Origin of the sequence: Burkholderia sp. 22313 (genome assembly GCF_052045245.1) — a bacterium.
Classification (GTDB): Bacteria; Pseudomonadota; Gammaproteobacteria; order Burkholderiales; family Burkholderiaceae; genus Burkholderia.
In genome coordinates, this window is sequence record NZ_JBQEON010000006.1 from 143,129 (window position 1) to 169,907 (window position 26,779).

The window sequence follows — 26,779 nt, forward strand, 5'->3', positions numbered from 1 at the left end:
GCGATCCCGCGCGCATAAAAAAACCCGCGGACACACGCCGCGGGTTTTTCGTGAACATCCGTCAGCGACGGCGTTCGGGCTCTCAGTGCTTGACGACTTCCGTCGAACCGGCATCCTTCGCCGCCTCACCTACCGGCGCCGCAGCCTTCGCCTCTTCTTCCGGCGGCAGCGGGGTCGGCGTACGTTCGAGCGCGAGTTCGAGCACCTTGTCGATCCAGCGAACCGGCACGATCTCGATCGAGTTCTTCACGTTGTCCGGAATGTCCGCGAGATCCTTCACGTTCTCTTCCGGAATCAGCACGAGCTTGATGCCGCCGCGATGCGCAGCCAGCAGCTTCTCCTTCAGCCCGCCGATCGGCAGCACCTCGCCACGCAGCGTGATCTCGCCCGTCATCGCGACATCGGCACGCACGGGGATCCCCGTCAGCACCGACACCAGCGCGGTCGTCATCGCACCGCCGGCGGACGGGCCGTCCTTCGGCGTCGCGCCTTCCGGCACGTGGATGTGGATGTCCTGCTTCTCGAACGCTTCGTCCTTGATACCCAGACGGCGCGAACGCGAGCGCACGACCGAACGTGCCGCCTCGACCGACTCCTTCATCACGTCGCCGAGCGAACCCGTGCGAATCACGTTGCCCTTGCCCGGCATCACCGCGGCTTCGATCGTCAGCAGGTCGCCGCCGACTTCCGTCCACGCAAGGCCCGTCACCTGACCGACCTGGTTTTCCTTCGCCGCGAGGCCGAAGTCGTACTTGCGCACGCCGAGGAACGTATCGAGGTTCTCGCCGTCGACCTTGATCGCGCCCGATGCCTTCTTCAGCAGCAGCATCTTCACGACCTTGCGGCAGATCTTCGACACTTCCCGCTCGAGCGAACGCACACCGGCTTCGCGCGTGTAGTAGCGGATGATGTCGCGGATCGCCTGTTCGGTGACGTCGACCTCGCCGTCCTTCAGCCCGTTGTTCTTCTTCTGCTTCGGCAGCAGGTAACGCTGCGCGATGCTGACCTTCTCGTCTTCCGTGTAGCCCGACAGACGAATCACTTCCATCCGGTCGAGCAGCGGCGGCGGGATGTTCAGCGAGTTCGACGTCGCGACGAACATCACGTCGGACAGGTCGAAGTCGACTTCGATGTAGTGGTCGGCGAACGTGTGGTTCTGTTCCGGATCGAGCACTTCGAGCAGCGCCGACGACGGATCGCCGCGGAAATCCATGCCCATCTTGTCGACTTCGTCGAGCAGGAAGAGCGGATTGCGCACGCCGACCTTCGTGAGGCTTTGCAGGATCTTGCCCGGCATCGAACCGATGTACGTGCGGCGGTGGCCGCGGATCTCGGCTTCGTCACGCACGCCGCCGAGCGCCATCCGGACGAACTTGCGGTTCGTCGCACGCGCGATCGACTGGCCGAGCGAGGTCTTGCCGACGCCCGGGGGGCCGACGAGGCACAGGATCGGCGCCTTGACCTTGTCCACGCGCTGTTGCACCGCGAGGTACTCGAGAATGCGTTCCTTCACTTTCTCAAGGCCGAAGTGATCCTCGTCGAGCACCTGTTCGGCGTTCGACAGATCGTTGTTGACCTTGCTCTTCTTGCGCCACGGCAGGCCGATCAGCGTGTCGATGTAGTTGCGCACGACGGTCGCTTCCGCCGACATCGGCGACATCAGCTTCAGCTTCTTGAGCTCCGCGTCGGCCTTCTTCTTCGCTTCCTTCGGCATGCGCGCGGCGTTGATGCGCTTCTCGAGCTCCTCGAGATCCGCACCCTCTTCGCCTTCGCCCAGTTCCTTCTGGATCGCCTTGACCTGTTCGTTCAGGTAGTACTCGCGCTGGCTCTTTTCCATCTGGCGCTTCACGCGCCCGCGGATGCGCTTTTCGACCTGCAGGATGTCGATCTCGGCTTCGAGTTGCGCGAGCAGGTGCTCGAGGCGCTCGATGACCGGGAACATCTCGAGGATGTGCTGCTTCTGGTCGAGCTTCAGCGGCAAACGCTCGGCGATCATGTCGGCGAGGCGACCGGCTTCATCGATGCCCGACAGCGACGTGAGAATCTCCGGCGGGATCTTCTTGTTCAGCTTTACGTACTGGTCGAACTGCGACACGATCGCGCGGCGCAGCGCTTCCGTTTCCGCGCTGTCGGCGTGATCGGGCTCGAGCGGCATGACTTCGCAGGAGAACTGCGTCTCCTGTTCCTCGATCGACAACGCCTTCGCGCGCTGCAGGCCCTCGACGAGCACCTTCACGGTGCCGTCCGGCAGCTTCAGCATCTGCAGGATGTTGGCGATACAACCGACCTCGTACATGTCCTTTTCGGTCGGTTCGTCCTTGGCCGCGGTTTTCTGGGCGACGAGCATGATGTGCTTGCCGCCTTCCATCGCTGCTTCGAGGGCCTTGATCGATTTCGGCCGGCCCACGAAGAGCGGAATCACCATGTGCGGGAAAACGACGACGTCCCGCAGCGGCAGCAGCGGGAGCGTGATGCGTTCCGGCGGGAGAAGTTGGGTGCCTGACATTTCATTTCCCCATGAGTGGAATCAATTGTTCGGTAATTGAGGCCGCCACAACGAATTGCAAGCCTTCAAGTGCGGGAAATATTCGGTAAGAAAGTAACCACCGCGTGTCGAGTCAGAGTTACCCACAAGATAAACGAAAAAAAGCCGCCCACGGTCTCATGAACGGCCTTTTTCGCAGAACATCGTCGGCAAGCCGGTCAGTTCGAACCCGCCACCTTCGGCGTGTCCTCATAGATCAGCAGGGGCTTGCCGTCGCCATCGATCACGTTCTCGTCGATGATGACCTTGCTGACCCCTTTCATCGCCGGCAGCTCGTACATCACGTCGAGCAATGCCTGTTCGATGATCGAACGCAAACCGCGCGCGCCGGTCTTGCGGCGGATCGCCTTGCGGGCGACTGCCTGCAACGCGCCCGGCCGGATTTCCAGCTCGACGCGCTCCATCGCGAACAGCTTGTGATACTGCTTGACGAGCGCATTCTTCGGCTCGACGAGGATCTTCATCAGCGCGGCTTCATCGAGCTTGCCGAGCGTCGCGACCACCGGCAGGCGGCCGATCAATTCGGGAATCAGGCCGAATTTGATCAGGTCTTCCGGTTCCGTTTCGCGCAGCACTTCGCCCGCGTCGCGCTCCTGCTTGCTCTTGACCGTCGCGCCGAAGCCGATGCCCGTCTTTTCGGTCCGATCGGTGATCACCTTCTCGAGACCGTCGAACGCACCGCCGCAGATGAACAGGATGTTGGTCGTGTCAACCTGGATGAAATCCTGGTTCGGATGCTTGCGGCCACCCTGCGGCGGCACCGACGCCATCGTGCCTTCGACGAGCTTCAGCAGCGCCTGCTGGACACCCTCGCCCGACACGTCGCGCGTGATCGACGGGTTGTCCGACTTGCGGCTGATCTTGTCGATTTCGTCGATGTAGACGATCCCGCGCTGGGCCTTGTCGACCTCGTAGTTGCAGTTCTGCAACAGCTTCTGGATGATGTTCTCGACGTCCTCGCCGACGTAGCCGGCTTCGGTCAGCGTCGTCGCATCGGCGATCACGAACGGCACGTTCAGCAACCGCGCGAGCGTCTGCGCGAGCAGCGTCTTGCCGGAACCCGTCGGGCCGATCAGCAGGATGTTGCTCTTCGACAGCTCGACGTCGTCCTTCTTGTCGAGATGCTTCAGGCGCTTGTAGTGGTTGTACACGGCCACCGCGAGGATCTTCTTCGCACGCTCCTGGCCGATCACGTACTGATCGAGGATGTCGCGAATTTCCTGCGGGCTCGGGAGATCCGACCGGGACAGGCTGGCCTCGACGCCGGCGGCAGCCGCCTCGTCGCGAATGATCTCGTTGCAGAGGTCGATGCACTCATCGCAGATGAATACCGACGGGCCGGCGATGAGTTTCTTCACCTCATGCTGGCTCTTCCCGCAAAACGAGCAATACAACAGCTTCTCGCTGTTCGAACCTTTTTTGTCCGCCATGAATGTAGAGCCTCCGGACAGGTAAATGACATGATACGCCGAATGCTCCGGACGCCGCGCCTAGGGCGCGACCGGAGCCGGCTGGATGCGCTTGCCGCAGATGCTCAGGGCGTCGGAACATCGCCGGGGCGCCGCGCGAATCGGGGCGGCACCCCACTTAAGCTCACGGGCGTTTCAACAGCACCTGGTCGATCAGCCCGTACGCTTTCGCGTCTTCGCTCGACATGAAGTTATCACGGTCGGTGTCGCGCGCGATGCGCTCGACGTCCTGGCCCGTGTGCTGCGCGAGCAGGTTGTTCAACCGTTCCTTCAGGTACAGGATCTCGCGCGCCTGGATCTCGATGTCGGACGCCTGGCCGCGCGCGCCGCCGAGCGGCTGGTGAATCATCACGCGCGAGTTCGGCAGCGCGAAACGCTTGCCCTTCGCGCCCGACGCGAGCAGGAACGCGCCCATGCTGGCCGCGAGACCCATGCAGAGCGTCGACACGTCGGGCTTGATGAACTGCATCGTGTCGTAGATCGCCATGCCGGCCGACACCGACCCGCCCGGGCTGTTGATGTACAGGCTGATGTCCTTGTCGGGATTCTCGCTCTCGAGGAACAGCAATTGCGCGACCACGAGGTTGGCGGTCTGGTCGTTCACTTCGCCGACCATGAACACCAGGCGCTCCTTCAGGAGACGCGAATAGATATCGTACGAACGCTCGCCGCGGCCGCTCGTTTCGACGACGATCGGCACCAGCCCCAGCGCTTGCGCCTCGAAACCCTGCGGCGCGTTCGAAGCAAGCATGTCCAGCAATTCAGCGCGAGTGATCATTCAATGAACCTTGTTCGAATGGGAAATTGAACGGAGGGAAGCCGCCCGCTCAATCGCCATATTAATGGCAACCGTGCGCTTGACGTAAAAACGGCGTGCAGGCCGTCGCTCCGACAGCCGGCACGCCGCTAGAGCAACACTTACGCTTGCGCCGATGCGCTCGCGAGTGCCTCGAAGCTCACTTCCTTGTCCGTCACCTTTGCCTTGCCCAGCACGAAGTCGACGACGTTGCTTTCAACGACGAACGCTTCCATCTCGGCGAGGCGCTGCTGGTTGGAATAATACCAGCGGACCACTTCCTTCGGGTCTTCGTAGCTCTTCGCGAACTCGTCGACTTCCGCGCGGATCTGTTCCGGCTTCGCTTCCAGGCCGTTCGACTTGACGAGCTCGGCCAGCACGAGGCCCAGCTTCACGCGACGCTCTGCCTGCTCGGCGAACATCTCGGCCGGGATCGGTGCGTCCTTCGCGTTCGGCACGCCGCGCTGCGCCAGATCCTGGCGAGCCATTTCGACGAGGCGTTGCTGGTCCTGCTCGATCAGCGCCTTCGGCACGTCGAGTTCGGAAATCTTCAGCAGCGCGTCCATCACCTGGTTCTTGACGATCGCTTGCGTGCGACGCTTCGCTTCGCGCTCGAGGTTTTCCTTGATCTCGCCGCGCATCTTCGCCAGGTCGCCGTCTTCGATGCCGAGCGACTTCGCGAATTCGCCGTCGATTTCCGGCAGGTGCGGCCACTCGATCTTCTTCATCGTGACCGTGAACTGTGCCGTCTTGCCGGCGACGTCCTTGCCGTGGTAGTCGTCCGGGAACTTCAGGTCGAACGTGCGTTGTTCGCCGACCTTCAGGCCCAGCGCTGCCGTTTCGAATTCCGGCAGCATGCGGCCTTCGCCGAGCACGAACGGGAAGTCTTCGGCCGTGCCGCCCTGGAACGCGACGTCGTCGATCTTGCCGACGAAGTCGACCGTCACGCGGTCGCCGTTCTTCGCTGCGGTGTCAGCACCGCCGTCGCCGTGCTCGCCGGCTTCGCCGCGAGCGTGGAAGTGCACGCGCTGCTTGCGCAGGATGTCCAGCGTGCGGTCGATTTCGTCGTCGCCGATCGAGGTCGTCGAGCGCTCGACTTCAGCCGTCGCCAGATCGCCGATCTTCACTTCCGGGTAGACCTCGAACGTCGCGTCGAACGCGTATGCGTCTTCAGCTTGTTCCTGCTTCGGCTCGAAGCTCGGCTGGCCGGCGACGCGCAGGTTTTCCGCGCGGCTGATCGTGAAGAATTCCTGGCCGATCTTGTCGCTCAGCACTTCCGCTTCGACCTGACCCGAGTACTGCTGGGCAACCATCTTCAGCGGCACCTTGCCCGGGCGGAAACCCGGCATGCGAACGTTCTTCGCGAGTTTCTGGATACGGGCGTCGATTTCCTTCTGCACGGTGTCCTTCGGCAGGGAAATCGTCACGCGGCGTTCAAGCTTGCCGAGGTTCTCAACAACGTTAGCCATGGCTTCAATCGTCCTAAAATTATTCGAGCGAATCGGGTTTTCCTTGCCGTGCCTGCCTGCGGCGTGAGGCGCATCACACCTGCACACGCCGCGCCGGAGCGCCACGCCATCCCTGCACGCGCCGGATGGCTAGCGCAAGCGGCTCGGAGCACGGCTTTGGCCGGAAGAATCGACTATTCTAGCAAACAATTTTCCTCATACCGCCAGATCGGCACGACAGACTTGCGCGCCCGGCGTATCGCCCGCCCCATTGCGCGGCCATGCGCGCGGATCGCCGCTATGCCGAACGCCGTATCCACCGCGGGCCCGCCATCCTGTAAGCTCCGATTGAGGGTGCGCCGCGATCGCGGCCCCATTTTTCACACCAATTACGCCTTCCGGAGACACCATGCCGCAACACCCGTCCGCGCCTGTCGTCGTCATCGCGCCCGATTCGTTCAAAGGCTCGCTTTCCGCCGAGCAGGTCGCGGACGCGATCGCCACCGGCATCCGCCGTGCCCGGCCGGATGCGGTCGTGCGCTGCTGCCCGATGGCCGACGGCGGCGAAGGCACGCTCGATGCGATGCTGGCAGGCGGCGGCACGCGGCGCACGCTGCGGGTGCCCGGCGCATCGCTCGCGGCACGCGACGCAGCGGTCGGCGTGATCGACGCGCGCACCGCGATCGTCGAGACGGCCGAGATCGTCGGGATCACCGACGCGGTCGGCATGAGCGTGCCGGTCGACGCGCGCAGCACGCGCGGGATGGGCGAAGCGATCCGCACGCTGCTCGACGAAGGCGTGCGCCGCTTCTTCGTCGCGCTCGGCGGCAGCAGCACCAACGATGCCGGCGCAGGCTTGCTCGCGGGCCTCGGCCTGCAATGCTTCGACGCGGCCGGGCAGCCGCTCGAACCCGTCCCGGCACGGCTCGCCGACATCGCACGGATCGACGCGTCGGGGCTCGATCCGCGCCTGCAGGAAGCGGAATTCATCGGCATGTCCGACGTCGACAACCCGCTGACGGGCCCGCATGGCGCGACCGCGGTGTTCGGCCCGCAAAAGGGCGTGACGCCCGAACAGGTTGCCCCCCTCGACGCGGCGCTCGGCCGCTTCGCCGATCTGCTGGAAGTCGCGCTCGACCGGCGCGGCCGCGAGTCGGCCGGGGCCGGCGCCGCCGGCGGCCTCGGTTTCGCGCTGCACATGCTGGGGGCGCAGTTCGAAGCCGGCGCGGAAGTCGTCGCGCGGCAGGTCGGACTCGATGCGGCGCTCGCCGGCGCCGACTGGCTGATCACCGGCGAAGGCCGTTCCGACGTGCAGACGTTGCACGGCAAGGCGCCGTTCATCGCGTGCCGTCACGCGCAGGCCGCCGGCGTGCCCGCGTCGCTGCTGTCCGGCGCGGTCGATCCGGCTGCCCTGCCGCGCCTGTCCGAACATTTTTCCGGGTGCTTCTCGCCGGCGCCGGGCCCGATCACGCTCGACGTCGCGATCCGCGACGCCGCGAACCTGCTCGCGAACGAAGCCGAGCAGTTGACACGGCTGAAGTACGGCGCACACTGACCGTTGACCCGAGCGCGCGATACAGGAACAATCGGGCCCGCCCTTTTTCTTCAGGATTCGACATGAAAGGCCGCCAAGCCGGGCTCGATCAGTTTCCGACCTATCGCCTCCATGCGCTCACGAAGCGATCCGACCGCGGCATCGCCGAGGTGTACCGGCACAAGCTGGACATCTCGCTGCCCGAGGCGCGCGTGATCGCCGCCGTCGGCGCGTTCGGTCCGTTTTCGATCATGGATCTCGCGCGTCACACCAATCTCGACAAGAGCCAGGCGAGCCGCGCGGCGGAAGCGCTGCTGCGCCAAGGGCTGCTTGAGCGCAGCGCGAGCGAGGAAGACGGCCGGATCGTGCTGATCGCGCTGACCACCGACGGCCGCGCGCTGCATCGCAAGATCATGCCGATCGTGCGCAAGTGGAATGAAAGCTTGCTCACGTGCCTGTCCGATAGCGAGCGTCAGACGTTCGAGCGGCTGCTCGACAAAGTCGTCGCACACGCGCTCGAACGGGACGAGTGAGTCGCGCGGCGGATGCAACCCGTGCCACGTGCGCGTTTCAACGCCGTGGTGCCCGTGCCGGCATGCGCCCGGAATCGCGGTGGTGGCCGCCGGCGTCCGTCACGGCGCGCATCGCCACGCGTTGCTTTGTTCCGATGAATCCGCGGGCCGCCGAATCGCGCGAGCGCATGGGTGGCGGCCCGGCTTGCCGCTCCCGGGCACGCACCGAACGACGGCTCGTCGTTCTTCATCACGGTTCACCATGCGGGCCACCGCCGCCGCGATCCAGGCCCACCACAACCCGCTATAACCCGCTGTTCGCCGCGCGCTGACGCAGCAACCCCAGCACCGCGTCGCAATACGGTGTCGGTACGTCGAGCTTGCGCCCCAGTTCGGGAAACACGCCGAGGATCGGCCCGGTCTCGAGCGGCCGTCCGGCCTCGAAATCCTGCAGCATCGACGTCTTGAACGCACCGAGCTTGCGCGTCACGGCAATCCGGGCCGGCCCGCTCATCCCCGTGTCGAGACCGAGCTTCGCGCCAATCGCGGCCGCCTCCTCCATCATCCGCAACGCGAGATCCTGCGTGAACGGATCGTCGAGCAGTTGTTCGGCGGTCGAACCCGTCAGCGCGCTCAGCGGATTCATGTTCATGTTGCCCCACAGCTTCGCCCAGATCTCGGTGCGGATCGCCGGCGTCGCTTCGACGTCGAAGCCGCCCGCTGCAAGCGCCGACGCGAACCGTGCGGCCGGGGCGTCGAGCCGCGCAGCGGGCGAGCCAATGATCAGGCGGTTGCCGCGGCCGCGGCGCACGATGCCCGGCGCATCGGTGCTCGACGACAGGTGCACGACACAGCCGATCGCCTGCGCGGCCGGCAGCGCCGCCGACACCACGCCCGCCGGGTCGACCGCGTCGAGCGGCACGCCGTCGATCGGGCCCGCGAGCCCATGCGTGAACCACCACGGCAACCCGTTCATCGCCGCGACGATCACCGTGTCGCGCCCGACCAGCGGCGCGATGCGCGCGGCCAGCGCCGGCAGCGCCTGCGCCTTCAGCGCGATCACCACGTAGTCCTGCACACCGAGCGCGGCCGCGTCGTCGCTCGCACGCACCGGAACCGACGACATGGCGCCCGCCTCGTCGATCACCCGCACGCCGTGCGCATTCAGCGCATCGAGCGTCGCACCGCGCGCGTAGGCGCTCACGGTCATGCCGGCCCGCGACAGTGCAGCCGCGAGCAATCCGCCGATCGCGCCGACACCGACCACCGCCGCACGCACCGACCCTGAATTCGTGTCGTTCATGATGGAAATCCGTCTGCTGGGAACTGACGAGCATAACGCTCAATGGTTGTGGATACAACTATTCGTGCACACGCTCGTCGCAGATGCTCGTACGAGCGATTCCTCGCGGCACACCGGCCGCGTCGGCCGGTTTCTCGCCGGTCGGGCCGGCCGTCGCGCCGAGCAGCGTGCGATGCGCGCGCGGATCGCAGTTGCGCACGCGTTTCCGGTCGGCGAAGCATGCATGCGGCAGACGGTACAGGAAACGGTTGTGCATCACCGAACCGGCGGGCACGCGTGTCGCGACGCCGGTCCGTGCGGCGTCGAACGGGATGAGCGCCTGCAGCAGCGAGCAAAGACGGTACTCGAATTCGCCAGCATCCGTACATTCTGCGGGCACGCGGTCGTCGAAGAACCGGCCGGCATGCGCACCGACGTCGCCGATCCGATGCTCGACCTCGCGATCGCGCAGCAGCCTCGCGAGCGGTTCGTTGCGTTCGGCGCCAACCGCTCGACGTACAGGCGCCCTGCGCCGGCCCTTGCGCGATCCGTGCAGATGGGGTCTCCTGTGCTTTTACACCTGCCAGGCCCGGGCCCCTCTCCAGATGAAATCGTCTCCGCGCGAACCCGACACCAACGACAAAACGCGCCGCCAGCCTTCGAAGCTCGTCCTGAATATCGCCGCCGTGCTGGTCGGCCTCATCACGTTCGCGATTGGCGTGGCGTGGTTGATTTATAGCTGGATCGTCGATCGCGACGCGCAGTATTTCGCGATCCCGCTGGTGTTTTCGGTACCGGTGATCGTGGCGGTCGCGGTGCGGAGTTTCTGGGACTAGGAACCCAGGGCCGCGCGCTCCATGCGACGTTGTCGGCGGGTGTAGCAGCATAAGCCGGAATGGCCAGCGTCAGCGGCAGAACGGAAATCAGCATCCGTGTGGCGTTGGTCAGGTTTATCCGTGCACGCGGAGCCAGAGCAACAAAAAAGCGCTGACGGTCAGCCGACCGGCAGCGCTTTTTTGGGAACGGCCGTTGAAGTCGAGATTCTCGCCAGTCGAGCACCGGGTTTCGGGCGCTGTAGCGCTCGCTGAGCCTCACATCAAGACATCGGTTTCCGCTTTACCCGATTCCTTTCAGCTTAAGGATAACTTAAGTATGGCATGACAACGTGCATATGCCGCGCCGGTTCGATACCGTGCGGCTCATGTTTCGTTCGTCCACGCAGAGTGACGGTAAACGCAGCAAGCAACGATCGATTCATGAAATTCGTTGCTTGTCGTTCGCCGCGCTCGTTCGACCCGGCGCGAGTCCGGGTCTTTTTTTGTCCCGACACCTTTCCTGCAGCGATGGGCCGGCGCAAAACGCCCACATGGGCCCGCGCACCGCACATTCGCATTGCACCTTCGAGCCGGCTCATCAACGTCATCGTTAACATTATCTTCAGTTCGGGAGGCGCATGCTGTTTCTACGGCATCGCACATCGTGTGATTGCCCTTCCCAACTCACTGGAGATCACGGCCATGAAACTCGCCATTCGAACCGTCATGCTGGCACTTGCGGTTGTTCCTGCACTTGCGTTCGCGGGACAAGGCCTTACTCGAGCGGACGTTCGTGCACAACTCGTTCAGATCGAGCACGCCGGATACTACCCCGCCCGCAAAGACATTCACTATCCGCAATCCATTCAGCAGGCAGAAGCGCGCCTGCACTCGTCCGAGTCGACTGCCCAGGCCGACACAACCGGTTACGGTTCCGCACAATCCGCAGGTAGCAACTCGGGACATGCCCTCACGACACATGCCATGTCTCGCTCGATTTATCTGCACCACTGACGGCCCGTTCACGGCGTCGTCTATCCTCCGGCCGGCGATCCATCGCCGGCCGGACGATACTATTCGCCACCGTCAGCATGCGTGGCGAATCGTCATCGGCCGCTGCTCGTCAGTGTCAACGAAACAACGGCGGCATATGAATCCACGCGTGTGATTCGCATGAACGCATGGCTCGACGAACAGAAGCTTCACCTGATATTCGAAGGCCTTATGGCGATCTGGCGTGGTTGTCTGATGCACGATCCGATATCGGCACCAGGACCGTGACGATCAGCCCGCATTGGCGAGACGGGGCGGAAAATCCCAGGTCCAGCGCGGCCCCCATCCGTCCTGAACCGCCTCGCCGATCATCGCGTCGCCTTCGATCAACAGCACCCGCATGCGTTTCCCCGTGGTCGCAAGCCGATCGGGTACGCTGATCGCCTGACTCGCCGTCGGTCTCCCGCGTCGCCCGCATCGGCAGCCGGTTCAATGGTCCGACAGTCCTGCCGGCCCGGATCCCGCAACCAGCACACGCAACAGAACCGGCAGCACCAGCAAAACCAGCGGAAGCTGCACGATCAGCCCCGATATGATCGCCACCGCCAGCGGTTGCTGTATCGCCGAACCCTGACCGAGCGCGAAAGCAAGCGGCAGCAATGCCAGGATCGCGGCGATCGTCGTCATCGCGATTGGCCGCAACCGGTTGCGGCCCGCGGCGAGCAGCGCGACATCGGGCGCCATTCCCTCATCGCGCACGAGCGCCTGGAACTCGGAAACATAGAAGATCGCGACTTCGGTCACGATACCGACGATCATCGTCATCCCCATCATCGCCGAGATGTTCAGCTCGATGCCCGTTACCCACAGACCGATGAAAACCGCACCGGTGGCGCACAGCGGCATCGCCATCACGGCGAGCGCCACGCGAAACCGCTCGTAGAGAAACAGCAACAGACCGAAAACCAGCGCCACGGCCGCACCGAACACCGCAAGAAGCCCGCGAAAAGCGATCTGCTGTTGCTGATACAGGCCACCAAGCTCGTAATACACGCCTGCCGGCAACAGGTTCGCCTCGCCGAGCGAGCGCTGCACGTCCGCAATCGTCGAGCCCAGATCGCGGCCGTCGATTCGCGCGGTGACCGCCACCATCCTCTTCAGGTTATCGCGGCTGATCTCCGGCTGACCACTGACCGTGATGCGATCGGTTACCCGCTTGAGCGGGAACAGGTGCCCGTCAGGCGCCCGAATCTGCAATTCTCCGAGCCCCGTGCCATTCATGCTCATCGCGTTCGCGACCCACACGCGCACACCGACTGTCTTCGGTCCCTGCTGGAATTGCGTGGCCACGTTTCCCTCGAGCAGATCCGATACTTGCTGCGCGATGGTCTGCGGGTCCATGCCTTCGGCCGCCGCCGCATCGGGCCGGACGTGAAGATCGAGTGCATCGCCTGCCGGATTGATGCCGTCGTCGACGTCGACGATGCCCTGAATTTTTCCGATCCGGGCCGCGACCCGCCGTGCAGTCGATTCCAGCACGTGAGGATCGTCCGAATAGATCTTGATCTGCACCGGTTGCGGCACAGCAGTCAGGTCGCCGATGAGGTCCTCCATCAGTTGCGCGAGTTCGATGTTCACGCCGGGTACATTCGCTTCAATCTTCGACCGGATCTCTTCCATCACGGTATCGATCGGCTCGCGGGAACCGGACTTCAAACGCACGAAGAAGTCGCCTTTGTTGGGCTCGTTGAGATCGCCGCCAAGGCCTGCGCCGGTGCGTCTCGAATAAGTCGCGACGTTGGGATTCTCGCGGATGATCGTCTCGACTTCCCGCATCAGGCGATCGGTTTCGGTGACCGAGGTTCCCGGTGCCGTGTGGTAGTCGAGTACGAATCCGCCCTCGTCCATCGACGGCATGAACCCGCTGCCCACCCGCGTGAATGCCAGTACGGCCACGATCAGCAGCGGCGCCACGCCGGCCAGGGCGAGAACCGGCCTGCGGCTGACACGCTCGATCAGCACCGCATAACGCGTGTTCATCCAATGCGACAGACTCGACTCACGATGCTCTTTGGTCAGTACCACGCCGATCAGGATCGCGTCGCGCACACTCGATGCGGACGCGATCACGAGCTGACTCTGGTCATACCAGATCGCGAGGTGCACGCCAGGCGGCATCTGTTGCCCTGGGCATGAGTCGAGGCGCGGCCGGGCCGGCGCCTGTTAACCATTCCTTAAGCCTTCGCCGTCATGATCTCGCCATGAAATTCAGCACGGGCGTCGATCCGGGACTTTCAGGAGGCCAAGGCGATGGGTTCAGCAGTGAAATTCACGGCTCTGGCTGCGATCATGCTCGTGCCGGCACTGGCGCTTTCTCAAACGTCACGCACTCCGCTCACTCGGGGACAGGTCCGCAATCAATTGATCCAGTTTGAGGACGCCGGTTACTACCCGTCGAGAAAGGGCAACATGTATCCGGCGTCGATCCAGGCCGCAGCTGCGACCGTTGCGCGCGAATTCTCCGGGAACCTTGCCCGACAGGCGGTGACCCGTTCCGCGCCGTTGTTCCATTCGCCTTCGTATGCGCTGTCCGGGAACGATCCGTCGATTGCGTCGTGGCAATCAAACGAAATGGAGCCGGCATGCGCATCTTGCTGGTAGAGGACGATGAGCAGATCGGCAGCGGCGTGCTGCGCGGGCTGCGCCAATCGGGTTTCGCTGTCGACTGGGTTCGGGACGGCGAAGCCGCATTGACCGCATTGCGCTCGACACAGTACGGTCTGATGCTGCTCGACCTCGGACTCCCCAAGCAGGATGGCGCCTCCGTGCTCACGAGGTTGAGGCAGCGAAACGACCCGACCCCGGTCATCATCGTCACTGCCCGCGATACCATCGGCGATCGCGTGGCCGGCCTGGATGCGGGAGCGGATGACTACCTTGTCAAACCTTTCGCGCTGGAAGAACTGCTCGCACGAATCCGCGTCGTCTCCCGAAGGCAAACGGGAAACGTACAAACGGTGTTCCAGTCCGGCACGCTGCGGCTCGATCCTGCGCAGCACCGTGTCTGGCTCGGGACCGAGGAAGCGCCGGTGACGGCGCGGGAATTTGCCATCCTGGAAGAACTGATCCGCCGTCCGAAGGGAATCGTTACGCGGGAGCAGCTCGAAGAGTGCCTCTACGGATGGAACGAGGAGGTCGAGAGCAACACGGTCCAGGTTCACATCCATCATCTCCGCCAGAAGCTCGGCACGGACGTCATCGTGACTGTACGCGGTATCGGATACCGGATCGGAGAGCCCGGATGAAATCGCTCCGGCGCAGACTCCTGCTGTGGCTCGTGCCCGCGACGCTGTTGATCGGCGTAATCGCCAGCGCGGCCACGTACTGGGGCGCATTGACCGAGATCGACGAACTTCTGAGCGATCAACTGAAGGCGGTTGCGCGGCACGTGGTAGTGGATGGCAACGGGCGTCTGTCACTGACCGGCTTCAAGCAAGGTGACGACGATCGACTGTCGGGCCTGCAATCGCACGGCGTATTGCTGGAAGTCTGGCGTGGATCGGGTGTTCTTTTCAGCACCGACCCCGACTCGTCGCTTCCCCCTCCGCATGGCCCGGGGCTTGCCGACATCGCCGTTCAAGGGCAGCTGTGGCATACCTACGTGTACCGTAGCGGCGACACCCTGATTCGTGTCGCCCAGGCACAACGTGCACACGGGGAGGCCGTCGCTGAAATAGCGATGCATCTGCTGTGGCCGGTTCTATCGTTACTCCCCGTTCTTGCGCTCTTTCTATGGTTCGGGATCGGCTACGGATTGCACCCGCTCCGGGAGATCGCTTCGACGCTCAGACGGCGCGACGCCGACAACATGCAGACGATCGACACGGCCGCGATGCCCAGCGAAGTCGCTCCGCTGGCCGACGCCATCAACGACCTCCTGCTGCGACTCGACCAGTCGTTTTCCGTACAGCGACGCTTCATCGCGGACGCCGCCCATGAGCTACGCACACCGATCATGGGGCTCGGCATTCAGGCCGAGCTGCTCCCCCGTGCCCAGGACGAACAGGAACGGGACGAGATCGTCACGCAGATTCGCATCGGCACGTCCAGGCTCGCCCATCTGGCGGAGCAGTTGCTGACGCTGGCGCGTCTCGCGCCGCAGGCTCCGGAAGCCCCATTCGAGCCGCTCGATATCGCAGCGATCGCGCGCTCCGTCGTGAGCGACCGGGAACGTGTTGCGCAAGCTCATCACGTCGACCTGGGGCTGGTTGCAGCGGATGCCGCTATCGTGCGGGGAAATCGGGAGGAGCTGCGGATTCTGCTCAACAATCTGGTCGACAACGCGATCCGATACGCGGGCGCGGGCGCATGCATCGATGTCGTTGTGGGGGAAGACGGGAATCACCCGGTACTGGAAGTTCGGGATACCGGGCCAGGTATACCCGATAACGAACTGACACGAGTCTGGGAGCGCTTTTATCGCGGAGCGGGTCAGGACGCATCGGGAACGGGCCTGGGTCTCTCGATCGTGCAACGTATCGCGGAGCACCACCAGGCGGAGCTGAAGATGACCAATCGGCGCGACACGCGGGGGCTCAGTGTTCGCGTGATCTTTCCTCACCGGACAAGCTGACAAGAAACGTCCGAACGCGCCGCCATGTCGTTCCTGTACATGTCCGCCTTCCCCTGAAGCGCCCTCGCGCGCTTCAGGGGAAGCACATCGTGATTACGGTGCGACGGGTTCGCCGGCCGGCTTCGCCAACAACCACACGGCCACGCGTAGACGAGGCCTGCATAGCTGTAGTCAAAACAGAACCCGCTCCCCACGCTACCGCTCGAATCTTCTTCCGCCAGCCACCAGCGGCCTCGCCGATTCGAAGCAACCGTTATCCGTAGCCGGGCTGCGATGCTGGCTGACGAGCGCGGCCGACGATCCTTTAATTCGCGTTGCCAACTAAAAGATCAGTATGCATCGCAGCGCGGTAGTGACCTGGCTCGTTGCAGAACACGAGATATCTGCCCCTCTTCAGCGAAAATCGTGCCGTTACAGTCTCGCGCGGATTCAGGTCTTCGACACCTTGCAGCCCTTTCAGCTGGTCTTCCCCCACCTGCTGTGTTTTCGCAGAATAGGGTAACGCAGCGTCGGAACCGGACCATGGCACGATCAGAAATTCGTGCTTCATCGTGTGAGACTCGTTCGCTATCGTGAACTCGACGGGTCCCGCCGCGACCTTCGACGGACTTAGCGTCAGCGACATGCTGCCATTTTTCCCGTCTGAAAGCGTCACCCTGACCGAGGCCGGCTCGGCAGCCCGTGTGACCGAAGAGACAATCGCGAGGCCGACGACGCCGAGCGCAAGAAAAAGAGATTTCTGCAGCATGAGCCACCTCTTCAATTTCAAGGCTTTGATTCGATAAAGAACGCGCGCAAGCACGACGCGAAGCCGAGGAGCCTAGTGATGTGCGTACAAGGCGCGTTCCGACTTGCTCAACGACATGCGGCCGGCTTGCTGGGCCCCGCTCATCATTCCGCCATAGCCTGAGGTGTCGTGCCCGGCATTGGCGGCGGAGGGTCCGTTCAGCCGCGGAGCGTTGCTCTGCGACTGAGGCAGCACCCCATGTTGGTCGGCCGGCTCCCGCTGAGTCTCCACCCCGAAGTGGGCACCGCGGATGGCGGGGGGCGTTGCCGACGCGTAAGGCGGCGCCGTGGCGGCGAGCACGCTGGCGATCAGGAGTAGAGATTTCATGGCAGACCCTCCAGAAAGCGCTTCTTCCTACGTTCATCCGGATTGCCCGCCGCACAGCACGAGCCGGGTGTCCGGCTGACGTCATCAGCATAGAATCCACACCTTAAGGCTTTCTTATCGCAGGCCTGATTGCACGTATTGCGTCGATGATGATGAGTATTTGAATCAACAGCGCTCGGTAATGCGCCGGGAGATGACCGGTGGCCGCCGGTCCTAAATATGCGATCGATCTTTCATTGAAGTCGCTGATCGCGCCTGTTCGCGTCCGCTCATTGAATCGCCGATGGAGGGCCGGCCTGAATTCGTGAGTATGCGACGTCACACCGGCACGGGAAGCGTGATGCGGACGCCGAATCCCGTTCCGTTCAGCCCGTCGACGTAAGCGAGGCGCCCGTCAAGCTTTGCCACGATACGCGCGACGATGGACAGCCCCAGGCCGCTACCGTTTTCGTCGTGGTCCGCACCCCGGAAGAAGCGATCGTGCAGCCGAGACAGTTTGTCGCTCGAAACACCCGGGCCGTCGTCCCGTACCTGAACGCATATCGTGCCGGCATCCCGCCAGGTTGCGATTTCCACCGTTCCGTGTTCGTGACCGTATTTGATCGCGTTATCGACGAGGTTGTCGAGCAGGACACGGATCAACGTCGGCGGCGCATGCACGATCGTGTGATCACTGGCGCGCGACGTCAACGATATCCGCTTGAGCGCCGCTCGCGGCTGGTGATCGCTCTTGCACGCCTGCACCATGCTCGCGAGGTCCACGTCCTCGCCGGGCATCGGTACGGTTTCGTCGAGTCGCGCCAGGGCGAGCAACTGATCCGCCATATGCGTGCTTCGGTCGACTCCTTCGACGACCCGCTGCATCGCTCGCCGCTGACGGTCCGGATCGCGCGCGGTGAGCGCGACCTGTGCCTGGACCTTGATGGCAGCGAGCGGAGTCTTGAGCTCGTGTGCCGCGTCGCTGGTGAATGCGCGTTCGCGATCGAGCGAACCACGCAGGCGTTGCAACAGCGTATTGAGTGCGGTGACCAGCGGCCGCACTTCGTCGGGAATGCCGGTCGTGCCGATGGCGTCGAGACTATCCGGCGAACGTGCGTCGATCGCCTCGGACAGCGTGCGCAGCGGCGTCAGGCTGTGGCCGATCGCCAGCCAGATCAGCACGGCCAGCACGGGCAGCGCGAACGCAAGCGGCCGGGCGACGCGGCGCGCGACCTCCGCGGACAGATCCGAACGGTGCGTACGTTGCTCGAAGATGCGCACCGTGCGGCCGCGCGCGGCATCGGTCAGCACGTATGCGTGCCACTTCGGATTGCCGAACCGGATCGGGCTCGATGCGGCGGCGGGAAACACCGGCAGATCGAGCGACGCAAGCCCGGGACTCGCGGCCAGGATCCGGCCGCCGGCGTCGCTCACCTGATACAGCATCCGCGGCGATGCGTCGTTGTCGCCGTCGTCGTCTTCGGACGAACCGAGCGCGATGCCCGCAAAAACCGGAAGATCGGAGGCACCGAGCGCGGCGAACGCCTGGGCGATCTGCTCGATGCGCGTTTCATCCCATTCTTCCGCTTCGTGAATCGCCTGGCGGTAGCTCGACACCAGCGAGTAGGCCCAGACCACCACGACGCCCGACAGTACGAGCAAGGTGAGCCGTTGCCGGATCGAGCGCATCACGATGCCTTCTCCACCACGTAGCCGACGCCGCGGATCGTCCGGATCAAGTCGGCCCCCAGCTTCTTGCGCAGATTCGACACGTGCACTTCGATCGCATTGCTTTCGATTTCCTCGTTCCAGCCGTAGAGGCTGTCCTGGAGGCGCGCGCGCGAGAGCGGGCGTCCCTGGTTCGCCAGCAGTTCGACGAGCAACGCGCATTCGCGCGACGTCAGCGCGATTCGTTCGGTGCCGCGCGTCACCGTCATCAATGCGGGATCGACCGACATGTCGCCGTATTCGATCGTGTCGGTGCCGCGCCCCTGCGAACGGCGCACGAGCGCCCGGCAGCGGGCGATCAGCTCGGTCAGGTCGAACGGCTTGCCGAGATAGTCGTCCGCGCCGGCGCTCAAGCCGCTCACGCGGTCGGCCACTGTGTCGCGCGCGGTCATCACCATCACCGGTGTATGGTCACGCCGCTTGCGAAGCCAGTCCAGCAATTCCACCCCGGACAGGCGAGGCAGGCCGAGATCGAGCACGACGAGGTCGTATGGCGTGGTTTCGAGCGCGAGCTGCGCGTGCCTGCCGTCGTGCGCCCAGTCGACCGTCATGCCGGCTTCGATCAGGCCGTCCTCCACACCGCTTCCAATCAGTTTGTCGTCTTCGACGAGTAACACCCGCATGGCGTCGCGTTCCTGTTGGTTCCGGACATGCCGTCCCTTGCCGCACGATACCCGCAGGCACGGGCAGCCATCAAGCCGCGCGCGGAAAAATCCGGCCCTTAAGAATCCGTTAACGTCGGCCCCCTAAGGTCGCGATCACCGACCTTTGCAACCGAATCGATGACCATGAACCGCCTGTCGTTCCGACTCCGTTTCTGCGCAGCGCTGAGCGTGCTGCTTTCCGTGGCTGCCGCGCCGGCTTGCGCCGGCGAGATCAAGACGCTGATGAGGGACATGAAGCACGCGATGCAAGGTGCGATGAGCAGCCGGACGATTCCGGAGATGAAGGGGTATGTGACCCGGCTCGAAAACGATGCCCAGCAGGCGAGCCGCCAGCGGTATCGCGACGACCAGTCGACCTACGACGAAGGCATGGGCAAATTGCGCGACGAACTGACCGCCGTCGACCGTGCGATTCAGGCCAACGATCTGCCAGCCGCCAAGCAGGCGTTGCGACAGATCAACGGCACGAAAAAGCGCTATCACGACCTGCTCGGCTAACCGCGGCCGGCCACGCCTTTGCTACTGGACAGGTATTCCCGTCATGAAAAACGTTACCCGTTACCCGCTGTCGATCAGCCTGCTGCACTGGCTGCTGGCGGTCGCGCTGATCGGCAACCTGATCGTCGGTTTGCTGCTGGACGACAACGAAGACCTCGTCAGCCTGCACAAGTCGGTCGGAATCGCCATCCTCGGGCTCGTGGCGATCCGGATCGTCAACCGGCTGCGCATGCGGCGCCGGCTGCCGCCGTCGATCAATCCGGCCGGCACGCTGAGCCGTTTTGTGGAGCGCAGCGCCCACGGGCTGCTCTACGTGCTGATGCTCGTCATTCCCGTGCTCGGATGGATGAAGACGAATGCGGCTGGGCACACGGCCAGCTGCTTCGGACTCTTCTCGCTGCCGACCCTCGTGCCCAAGAGCCACGAGCTGTCACACTGGCTGGGAGAACTGCACGCGCTGACGGCTTACGGACTGGCCGCGCTGGTTGGCTTGCACGTGCTAGGCGCGCTCGCACACAAGCTTCTCAAATCCGAGAACGTGTTGCCGCGCATTCTGCCGTTGCCGGCGCGCGTCGCCCGGCCGAGGATTCCGTCCGGCGACCGGAATTAAGCGCGGGCACGAGATCACGCAACGCGTTACGGGTGGACGCCTCAGGTCTGACGAATGGCGCCAGAATACATCGAAGCGCTCGCGATCGGATACCGAATTCCGTGCGATACACGTTCTTGATCGCCCCGTACGACGCAATGCCGGTTGACTCTGCCGCCCCGGCGTGTCGCGCGATTCTCGATGTCGCCATGCCTGCCTATGCACCGCTCTCGCGCACGAGCACCGACGTCAGCCACGCGAGCATGCGCCATGCGAAGCTTTGCCGCGCGCCGCCGATCGTCGCTGTGCCGACGATCTCGCGCGGCCACGCCACGTTTGTCGGACAATCTCCGATCCGCACGCGATAGGTCGCTGCAAGCGGCACGAGCTTATGCGTGCCCGGCTGAAGCTGCACGGGCAGCGGACCACCGTAAATGCTTGCCAGCGCCGGCGCGTCGAGCGTGGCGACATTGACGCGATCGATGGCACTGACCCGACAGTCCAGTGTGTCGAATTCGGGTAACGATGCCACGAAGCTGACGCGATCGCCGGCCGCGATGCGCGCCGCATCCGCTTCGCTGACGAATGCTTCGCCCTTCACGCCGGCCGGCCCGACGACGTCGAACGCATGCTCGCCGCGTGGCAGCCAGGTGCCCGGCGCAAGTGTGTCGTCGGTTTGCACGACGCCGTCGAACGGCGCGCGCAGCGTCAATTGCGCAACTTGTGCCGCGAGCCCGGCAACGGTTTCATGCGCCGCGTCCGAGCGGCGCTTTAACGCGACGCCCTGTTCGAGCAGCCGCGAGTCGAACGGCTGCTGCTCAAGCTGCCAGCGCAGCAGCGCATCGGCAACCCGTGCCGCCTGTAGCCGATGCGCAAGGTCGGGCGACGCAAACACGGCCAGCACGTCGCCCGCGTGCACGTGCTGGCCATCGCGGGCAATCGGCGCATCGGCCGTCACATAGGCAGGCTCGGGCACGTAGAGTCCCTGCGCGCGCAGCGGGCCGACCACGGCAGGCGCGCCGATCCCGCCATACCAGGGCAACACGAGCAGCGCGATCGCCGCCACGCCGAGGACGGCGGTGCGCCGGGTTTCGCGGCACCACCGCAGCGCCGATCGACGCTGCCAACAAGCAATGCTCTCGCGGACGATCGGCCGCGCGATGAACCAGCCGAACTCGACGCCGAACAGGACCAACCCGAGCGCTTTGAAAAACGTGTGATAAACGACGAGCGCGATCGAGAAGAACACGACGAGCCTGTAAAGCCACGTCGCAAACGAGAACGCGATCAGGAAACGCCGGCGGCGCGGTGCGCAGGGCTCGGGCTGCGGATCGCCGAAACCGAACAGCCGCTCGCGCATCCACCAGCGGCCGAACGCGAACGCGCGATCGTGCAGGTTCGGCATGTCGAGCCAGTCCGAGAGCAGGAAATAGCCATCGAAGCGCATGAACGGGCTGGCGTTGATCGTCAGCGTGCCGATCCAGGTCGTCGTCGCCAGCAGAAACGCACCGGCACGCAGCGGTCCGTCGGGTAGCACGCTCCAGGCCAGCGTCGCGAACGCGGCCAGCACCAGTTCGATCAGCATGCCGGCCGCGCCGATTCGCAATCGCTCGGCGCGACCCGGTACTTTCCATGCTTCGGTCGTATCCGTATAGAGCACCGGCACCATCACGAGCAACGCGATCCCCATCGTCGGCACGCGACAGCCGTACCGATACGCGGTAAATGCATGTCCAAACTCGTGCAGGACCTTGGCACAGCCGATCGCGATGCCGATCGCGACCAGTCCGCGCAGGTCGGCATAGCCATGGAACGTATGAACGAACTCGTCCCAGCGGCGCGACACCAGGACCAGGCCCGCGAGAGCCACGAGCGCAACCACGCCCCAGAACGCAGGCCGGTACGCGAAGTCCGCATGGCGGGCGAAGCGCCGCAGGAACGGCATCGGCCGCCACAGCGGTACGCGAATCATCAGGTAATGCTTGAGCAGCCACATCGCATGCGAAAGCCGGCTCGCTGCCGCCGCACCCGCAAGCCGGCCCGTATCGGCCGCGCTCGACGCGACGAACAGGTGCTGATGATGCAGCGTGCGCACGAGCGATTCGAAATCGTCGATCGTCACGCGCAGCGTCGTTTCCGCGTTAACCGACGCGACGATCGCCTGCGCGTCGCCCAGCGACCAGCGTGAGAGCATTTCGAACGCCGGCCAGCCGATCTGAAAGAACCGGTGAGCCGCCGGGTCGTGCAGCATCCAGGTCGGCGCGCCGCCCAGCGTGGAGGCGCCACGCGTCAACGTCAGCTCCTGGCGAAGAGGCGGAAGACTTGACATCGATGCGCCAGATCCGGTGAAAGCGGCGGCCACGCGCGGGCTACCAGCCGAGCCACTGCCGCGCCGTCGCGAGCGGCCGGCGCAGCAGGTAATAAGCAAGCGGCACCCAGCGACCATGAATGCGTGCGGTGCCCATCATGCCGAGCGGCGGCCGTGCCGTGCCCGCGAACGTCGCTTTCACGCGGTAGGCGACGACGCCATCGGGCGTCGGCTCGGCGCGGTACGCCACGGTATCGATGCGCGCATCGTACGCGTCGAGCGGTGAACTCTTCGGATATAGGGTCACGGTCGCGCCGGGCACGACGTCGACGTTGTCGGCGACGGGCACATACGCCGTGAGTTCGACGTGTGCGGGATCCGCGAGCAACATCACCCTCTCGCCGATCGACACCGCCTTCCCGTTCCAGTCGTTCGGATCCGAGAACACGGCCACACCCGCGCGCGCCGCCGTTACGCTCACGCGCGCGAGCTCGCGCGCCGTGTAGTCGAGCTCGACCGCGCTCTGGTCGAGTTTGCCCTTGCGCAATGCCATGTCGAGCCGGTCCTTGTCGTCGGTCACCGCCAGCTGGGCGGTCTGGCGGTACTCCTCCTGGGCCGTCGCGTAGTTCTTGTTCGCGAGCGAATAGCGCGATGCGAGCGCCGTCGAGTCGAGCGCAAACAAGGGCGCCCCTGCGGCGACCCGTTGATTCGGCTGCGCGAACAGATGATCGATGACGCCGTCGAGCGGGGCCCGCACGACGAACGGATCCTTCGGCGTGACTTCAGCAGGTGCAAGCACTGTCAACGGAACCGGCACGACCAGCGCGACGGCGACAGCCGCGAGCGCGCGGCGCCGATGCTTGCCGGCGCGCAGCGCGAGTTGCACGCGCGCGAGCCATGATGCCCTCGGCCCGAACGCAGAAAGCGCATGGGCCCAGACACGGGCAAGTTCCGCGAGCAGCGCTTGCTCAAGCGGCGTCCATGGCTGCTCGCGCACAAGCGCGACACCGCCTGACGAACGGCCGGCCCGATCGATGAGCGGCACCCACAGCGCGTGCGCCGGCCACCAGGCGGCCCAGTCCGCCGCGAGCGTCGCCGGCAGGCTGCTTGCGTCAAACGCGTGCGGCAATGCGGACGCGCCTGCCTCGTCGCCGGCAACTGTCGCGCTCGGCGGTTGTACCGGCGTCGCCGCTTGCCGCGACTGGCGTTCGAGCACGCGGCACACTTCCCCGAGCCATTGCACGTACGGCGTGCCTGGATCGCTGTGCGGCAAGCCCGATATCGCCGCAACCGCGCCCGGCACGGGCTCCGGCGCCCGCCACCAGGCCGCCTGGCGATACGGCACCAACGACAGCGATTCATTGACCATGACGAAGCCGAGCGTCTCCTCGCTCGGCGCCTCGCGCGCGCGCGCGGACAACTGCCAGAGAACGGCGATCGCATGCGCGTCGATCTGCAGCGGGGCGTTCATCGTGCGATCAGCGGGCAGCGCCGGCGAACCTCGCCCAGCCGCTCATGCCGGGCAGCAGCTCGGGCGGGCGGCCGGACAGCGCGGCCGTCACATCGACCGTCTGCGTGACGGGGTCGACACGCGCGCCGATTCGCGCGACGCTGGCCGGATACGTCTTGCCGACCTCGTCGACGGAGACACTCAACGGATGGTCCGGCTTGAGCCACGCGAGCCATTTCGACGGCACGATCATCTTGAGTTCCAGGTGGCCGGTGTCGACGATGGTGAGAATCGGCTTGCCGGGCTCGGCGAACTGCTGAGCCGACGCGCTGCGCTTGACCACCCGTCCGTCGAACGGCGCGGCGATCCTGCACTTGCCCACCGTTGCCCGCATATACGCGACCTCGGCCGCCCCGGCTTTCGCCTTTGCGTTGGCCTGCTCGACGTCGACCGCCCCAATCGAATGCAGTTCCAGCAGCCGGTCGTCGACGCGCTTCAGTTGCCCCGCCGCTTCCGCCTCTGCTTGAGCCTTGCGCAGTTGCGCCGCGTAGAGAGCGCAATCGAGCGAGACGAGCGTCTGCCCTGCGCGGAATGCATCGCCGTCGCGAAACGGCAGCGATGCGATCTTCGCACTGATCTCGCTCGAGATATCGACCTGATCGCGAGCGACGAGCTGGACGCGAATCCGGCCGTCGTCGTCGGCATGCGTCACGGATGGCACCACCGCCGGCACACCGGGGAATGCGCCCGGCGCTGCCACGGCACGCTGCACCCCCGCGCCGCCCGGCGTCCCGGCCGCCCATGCGCCATCGGCGGCCGCCATCAGGATGGCACTGCATAGCCCTGCCCTGCACCATCGATTCATTGCGTCGTTACTCCGTCCGCGTGGCCGAATTGCGCCCAGCGCGCCTGTTCCGTGTCGATCGATTGTTCGATCGATTTCAAATCCGCATCACGCGTAAAAGACGGCACGGGATCGAGCCCGAGCGTCGCGAGCAGCTGGCCGTATGCGCTTTCGAGTTCGCCGTAGCTCTGATACAGCCGGAGTTCCGACATCATTGCGGAGGTTGCCGCGCGAATCTCCTCGAGCCGGCCTTGCGCGTTCGCGATCGTCGCGTTGTGCGTGTGCTGCAGAATCTGGGCGTCCACGTCGTTGATCTGCTTGAACAGATCGAACTGGCGCTGTCTGGCGCTCAGCTCCGCGCGCGCGACGTGCACTTGCGTCAGGACGGCCATCGACAGTGCGAGGCGCTGCGCATGTGCGACGTCGAGCTGCGCCTTGGCCGCACCGCGAATGTTCTTCGCATTGAGCACGTTCAGCAGGTTCCAGCTCACGTTGATGCCGGCCGCGCGCCACGCGTGATAGACGAGGAAGCTGTTGCTGTCGTAATGCGCGCCCAGTTGCAGCTCGATGCCCGGCAGCAGCTTGGCGATCGCCTTGTGCGTCTCGTTGACGCTGATGCGTTCGTTGTAGCTTGCCTCGACGAGTTCCGGACGCCGTTCGAGCGCCGTCTCTTCCATGCGCGCCATCGGCATGTCGAAGCTCGGCACCGTGAAACTTCCGGGCGCCGCGAGCAGGAAATCCGTACCGGGCGCGATGTTCATCAGCGACGCGAGGCGCGGCTTGGCTTCGTCGAGCTGGTCGCGCACGGCTTCGAGCTGGCGCATGATGTCGAGCAGCGCATGCTGATAGGCAAGCGTATCGAGCGGCGAGCGCAAGCCTTCGAGCTGCGACTGGCGCGACGCGTCGAGCGCCTGTCCGGCCTGCGCAAGCAGCGGGCCGACGCGCGACGCCATACGCTGCGCGCCAACGGCCTGCCAGTACGCCTCGCGCACCTGCTGCATCATCAGTTGCACCACCTTGCGCCGGCGTTGTTCGACGACGAGTACGCGATCGGCCTGCTCTTTCGCCTCGAAGTAGCTGACGCCGAAATCCAGCAGGTTCCACGAGAACGACAGATCGGCCGTGCGATCGTTCTTGTCCGTCGAGTACGACGGCGGCACGACCTGCGTGTTTGTGAAGAGCCCCTGCGACGACGATGCGAGCGGATGATTGCGCGTCGTGTAGCCGGCCTGGGCGGTCAGGCGCGGCAACATCTCGAAGTTCGCGAGATCGAGCTGCTTTTCCGCGAGCGCCTCTTCCATCATTTTCAGCCGATGGTCGAGGTTGTAGCGGATCGCTCGCGCCAAGGCCTCCTGCAGCGTGACGGGGCCGGCCAGCGGCGGCTGATTCGCGAACATCGCGGCGCGGTCCTCACGCACGGTCTGCACGCGCTCCGCGTCCGTAAACGGTGTCGGGTGAATCGCGCAGCCCGACAGCCAGACCACGGCTGCCGAGACGGCGATCAGCGACAAGCACGGCAGGCGCGTCGAACGGCGGCCGGGCGCGGCGCGCGAAGCAAGGACAGGCAAAGGCATCGC

At 64.7% G+C, this 26,779-nt stretch carries 22 protein-coding genes and 3 pseudogenes; 10 read left to right on the forward strand and 15 right to left on the reverse strand.

Going from position 1 to position 26,779, the window contains the following annotated elements; all coding sequences use genetic code 11:
- Positions 1-82 precede the first annotated feature (82 nt).
- From lon to tig, 4 genes are all read right to left on the reverse strand, one after another.
- The gene (gene lon, locus ACTJKF_RS07630) at positions 83-2,506 is read right to left on the reverse strand and encodes an endopeptidase La (RefSeq protein ID WP_440622961.1); all 2,424 of its coding nucleotides are present in this window, start codon (positions 2,504-2,506) and stop codon (positions 83-85) included.
- A 197-nt stretch (positions 2,507-2,703) separates the two neighbouring features.
- Complete coding sequence (clpX, locus tag ACTJKF_RS07635) at positions 2,704-3,975, reverse strand: ATP-dependent Clp protease ATP-binding subunit ClpX (RefSeq protein ID WP_006754177.1); 1,272 nt, start codon at positions 3,973-3,975, stop codon at positions 2,704-2,706.
- Positions 3,976-4,138: 163 nt separating this feature from the next.
- Positions 4,139-4,792: an ATP-dependent Clp endopeptidase proteolytic subunit ClpP gene (gene clpP, locus ACTJKF_RS07640; protein WP_006496351.1), complete on the reverse strand. Its 654-nt coding sequence runs from the start codon at positions 4,790-4,792 to the stop codon at positions 4,139-4,141.
- Positions 4,793-4,932: 140 nt separating this feature from the next.
- Entirely contained in the window at positions 4,933-6,279 is a 1,347-nt protein-coding gene (gene tig, locus ACTJKF_RS07645) for a trigger factor (RefSeq protein WP_440622962.1), read from the reverse strand.
- A 388-nt stretch (positions 6,280-6,667) separates the two neighbouring features.
- Between tig and ACTJKF_RS07650 the strand changes: the two genes are divergently transcribed.
- Positions 6,668-7,813, forward strand: a complete 1,146-nt coding sequence (locus tag ACTJKF_RS07650) for a glycerate kinase (RefSeq protein ID WP_440622963.1) — start codon at positions 6,668-6,670, stop codon at positions 7,811-7,813.
- A gap of 62 nt (positions 7,814-7,875) precedes the next feature.
- Complete coding sequence (locus ACTJKF_RS07655) at positions 7,876-8,325, forward strand: MarR family winged helix-turn-helix transcriptional regulator (protein WP_440622964.1); 450 nt, start codon at positions 7,876-7,878, stop codon at positions 8,323-8,325.
- 283 nt (positions 8,326-8,608) lie between these two features.
- On the opposite strand, the gene ACTJKF_RS07660 is transcribed toward ACTJKF_RS07655, so the two are convergent.
- Together ACTJKF_RS07660 and ACTJKF_RS07665 are read right to left on the reverse strand one after the other, a co-directional pair.
- A complete protein-coding gene (locus ACTJKF_RS07660; protein ID WP_440622965.1) occupies positions 8,609-9,607 on the reverse strand; it encodes a 2-dehydropantoate 2-reductase in 999 nt (332 codons plus the stop codon).
- Positions 9,608-9,761: 154 nt separating this feature from the next.
- Positions 9,762-9,962 (reverse strand): annotated as a pseudogene (locus ACTJKF_RS07665) (DNA-binding response regulator); the annotation flags it as partial.
- Between the two features lie 12 nt (positions 9,963-9,974).
- On the opposite strand from ACTJKF_RS07665, the pseudogene ACTJKF_RS07670 reads away from it, so the two are divergent.
- From ACTJKF_RS07670 to ACTJKF_RS07680, 3 genes and pseudogenes are all read left to right on the forward strand, one after another.
- Positions 9,975-10,085: pseudogene (locus ACTJKF_RS07670) on the forward strand (class II histone deacetylase); the annotation flags it as partial.
- Positions 10,086-10,191: 106 nt separating this feature from the next.
- Positions 10,192-10,422: a hypothetical protein gene (locus ACTJKF_RS07675; RefSeq protein ID WP_440622966.1), complete on the forward strand. Its 231-nt coding sequence runs from the start codon at positions 10,192-10,194 to the stop codon at positions 10,420-10,422.
- Between the two features lie 420 nt (positions 10,423-10,842).
- Positions 10,843-11,415: a DUF4148 domain-containing protein gene (locus ACTJKF_RS07680; RefSeq protein ID WP_440622967.1), complete on the forward strand. Its 573-nt coding sequence runs from the start codon at positions 10,843-10,845 to the stop codon at positions 11,413-11,415.
- Between the two features lie 468 nt (positions 11,416-11,883).
- Here the strand turns inward: ACTJKF_RS07680 and ACTJKF_RS07685 are convergent.
- Positions 11,884-13,440 (reverse strand): annotated as a pseudogene (locus ACTJKF_RS07685) (efflux RND transporter permease subunit); the annotation flags it as partial.
- A gap of 264 nt (positions 13,441-13,704) precedes the next feature.
- Between ACTJKF_RS07685 and ACTJKF_RS07690 the strand changes: the two are divergent.
- The 3 genes from ACTJKF_RS07690 to ACTJKF_RS07700 are packed head-to-tail and all read left to right on the forward strand — an operon-like array spanning position 13,705 to position 16,027.
- Entirely contained in the window at positions 13,705-14,055 is a 351-nt protein-coding gene (locus ACTJKF_RS07690) for a DUF4148 domain-containing protein (protein ID WP_440622968.1), read from the forward strand.
- Entirely contained in the window at positions 14,037-14,699 is a 663-nt protein-coding gene (locus ACTJKF_RS07695; protein WP_440622969.1) for a response regulator, read from the forward strand. The genes ACTJKF_RS07690 and ACTJKF_RS07695 overlap by 19 nt, the downstream gene beginning before the upstream one ends.
- The gene (locus ACTJKF_RS07700; protein ID WP_440622970.1) at positions 14,696-16,027 is read left to right on the forward strand and encodes an ATP-binding protein; all 1,332 of its coding nucleotides are present in this window, start codon (positions 14,696-14,698) and stop codon (positions 16,025-16,027) included. The genes ACTJKF_RS07695 and ACTJKF_RS07700 overlap by 4 nt, the downstream gene beginning before the upstream one ends.
- A gap of 304 nt (positions 16,028-16,331) precedes the next feature.
- Here ACTJKF_RS07700 and ACTJKF_RS07705 read toward each other — a convergent pair whose 3' ends face one another.
- The 4 genes from ACTJKF_RS07705 to ACTJKF_RS07720 form a co-directional block, all read right to left on the reverse strand.
- Positions 16,332-16,775, reverse strand: a complete 444-nt coding sequence (locus ACTJKF_RS07705) for a hypothetical protein (protein ID WP_440622971.1) — start codon at positions 16,773-16,775, stop codon at positions 16,332-16,334.
- A 72-nt stretch (positions 16,776-16,847) separates the two neighbouring features.
- Positions 16,848-17,141: a hypothetical protein gene (locus ACTJKF_RS07710; RefSeq protein WP_440622972.1), complete on the reverse strand. Its 294-nt coding sequence runs from the start codon at positions 17,139-17,141 to the stop codon at positions 16,848-16,850.
- Positions 17,142-17,459: 318 nt separating this feature from the next.
- Entirely contained in the window at positions 17,460-18,809 is a 1,350-nt protein-coding gene (locus tag ACTJKF_RS07715) for an ATP-binding protein (protein WP_440623001.1), read from the reverse strand.
- Positions 18,809-19,471, reverse strand: a complete 663-nt coding sequence (locus ACTJKF_RS07720) for a response regulator (RefSeq protein ID WP_440622973.1) — start codon at positions 19,469-19,471, stop codon at positions 18,809-18,811. Before ACTJKF_RS07720 ends, ACTJKF_RS07715 begins: the two co-directional genes overlap by 1 nt.
- A 165-nt stretch (positions 19,472-19,636) precedes the next feature.
- On the opposite strand from ACTJKF_RS07720, the gene ACTJKF_RS07725 reads away from it, so the two are divergent.
- A complete protein-coding gene (locus ACTJKF_RS07725; RefSeq protein ID WP_440622974.1) occupies positions 19,637-20,011 on the forward strand; it encodes a cytochrome b562 in 375 nt (124 codons plus the stop codon).
- 43 nt (positions 20,012-20,054) lie between these two features.
- Positions 20,055-20,621 (forward strand): cytochrome b, encoded by a 567-nt coding sequence (locus ACTJKF_RS07730; protein WP_440622975.1) that lies wholly within the window; start codon positions 20,055-20,057, stop codon positions 20,619-20,621.
- A gap of 196 nt (positions 20,622-20,817) precedes the next feature.
- Here the strand turns inward: ACTJKF_RS07730 and ACTJKF_RS07735 are convergent, their stop codons facing one another.
- From ACTJKF_RS07735 to ACTJKF_RS07750, 4 genes are read right to left on the reverse strand one after another with little or no spacing between them, the layout of a single operon-like run.
- Entirely contained in the window at positions 20,818-22,929 is a 2,112-nt protein-coding gene (locus ACTJKF_RS07735; RefSeq protein WP_440622976.1) for an HlyD family efflux transporter periplasmic adaptor subunit, read from the reverse strand.
- Positions 22,930-22,969: 40 nt separating this feature from the next.
- Positions 22,970-24,379, reverse strand: a complete 1,410-nt coding sequence (locus ACTJKF_RS07740; RefSeq protein WP_440622977.1) for an efflux RND transporter periplasmic adaptor subunit — start codon at positions 24,377-24,379, stop codon at positions 22,970-22,972.
- A gap of 7 nt (positions 24,380-24,386) precedes the next feature.
- Complete coding sequence (locus ACTJKF_RS07745) at positions 24,387-25,181, reverse strand: efflux RND transporter periplasmic adaptor subunit (protein ID WP_440622978.1); 795 nt, start codon at positions 25,179-25,181, stop codon at positions 24,387-24,389.
- Positions 25,182-25,219: 38 nt separating this feature from the next.
- On the reverse strand, positions 25,220-26,776 hold the full coding sequence (locus ACTJKF_RS07750) for a TolC family protein (protein ID WP_440622979.1): 1,557 nt from the start codon (positions 26,774-26,776) through the stop codon (positions 25,220-25,222).
- Positions 26,777-26,779 lie beyond the last annotated feature (3 nt).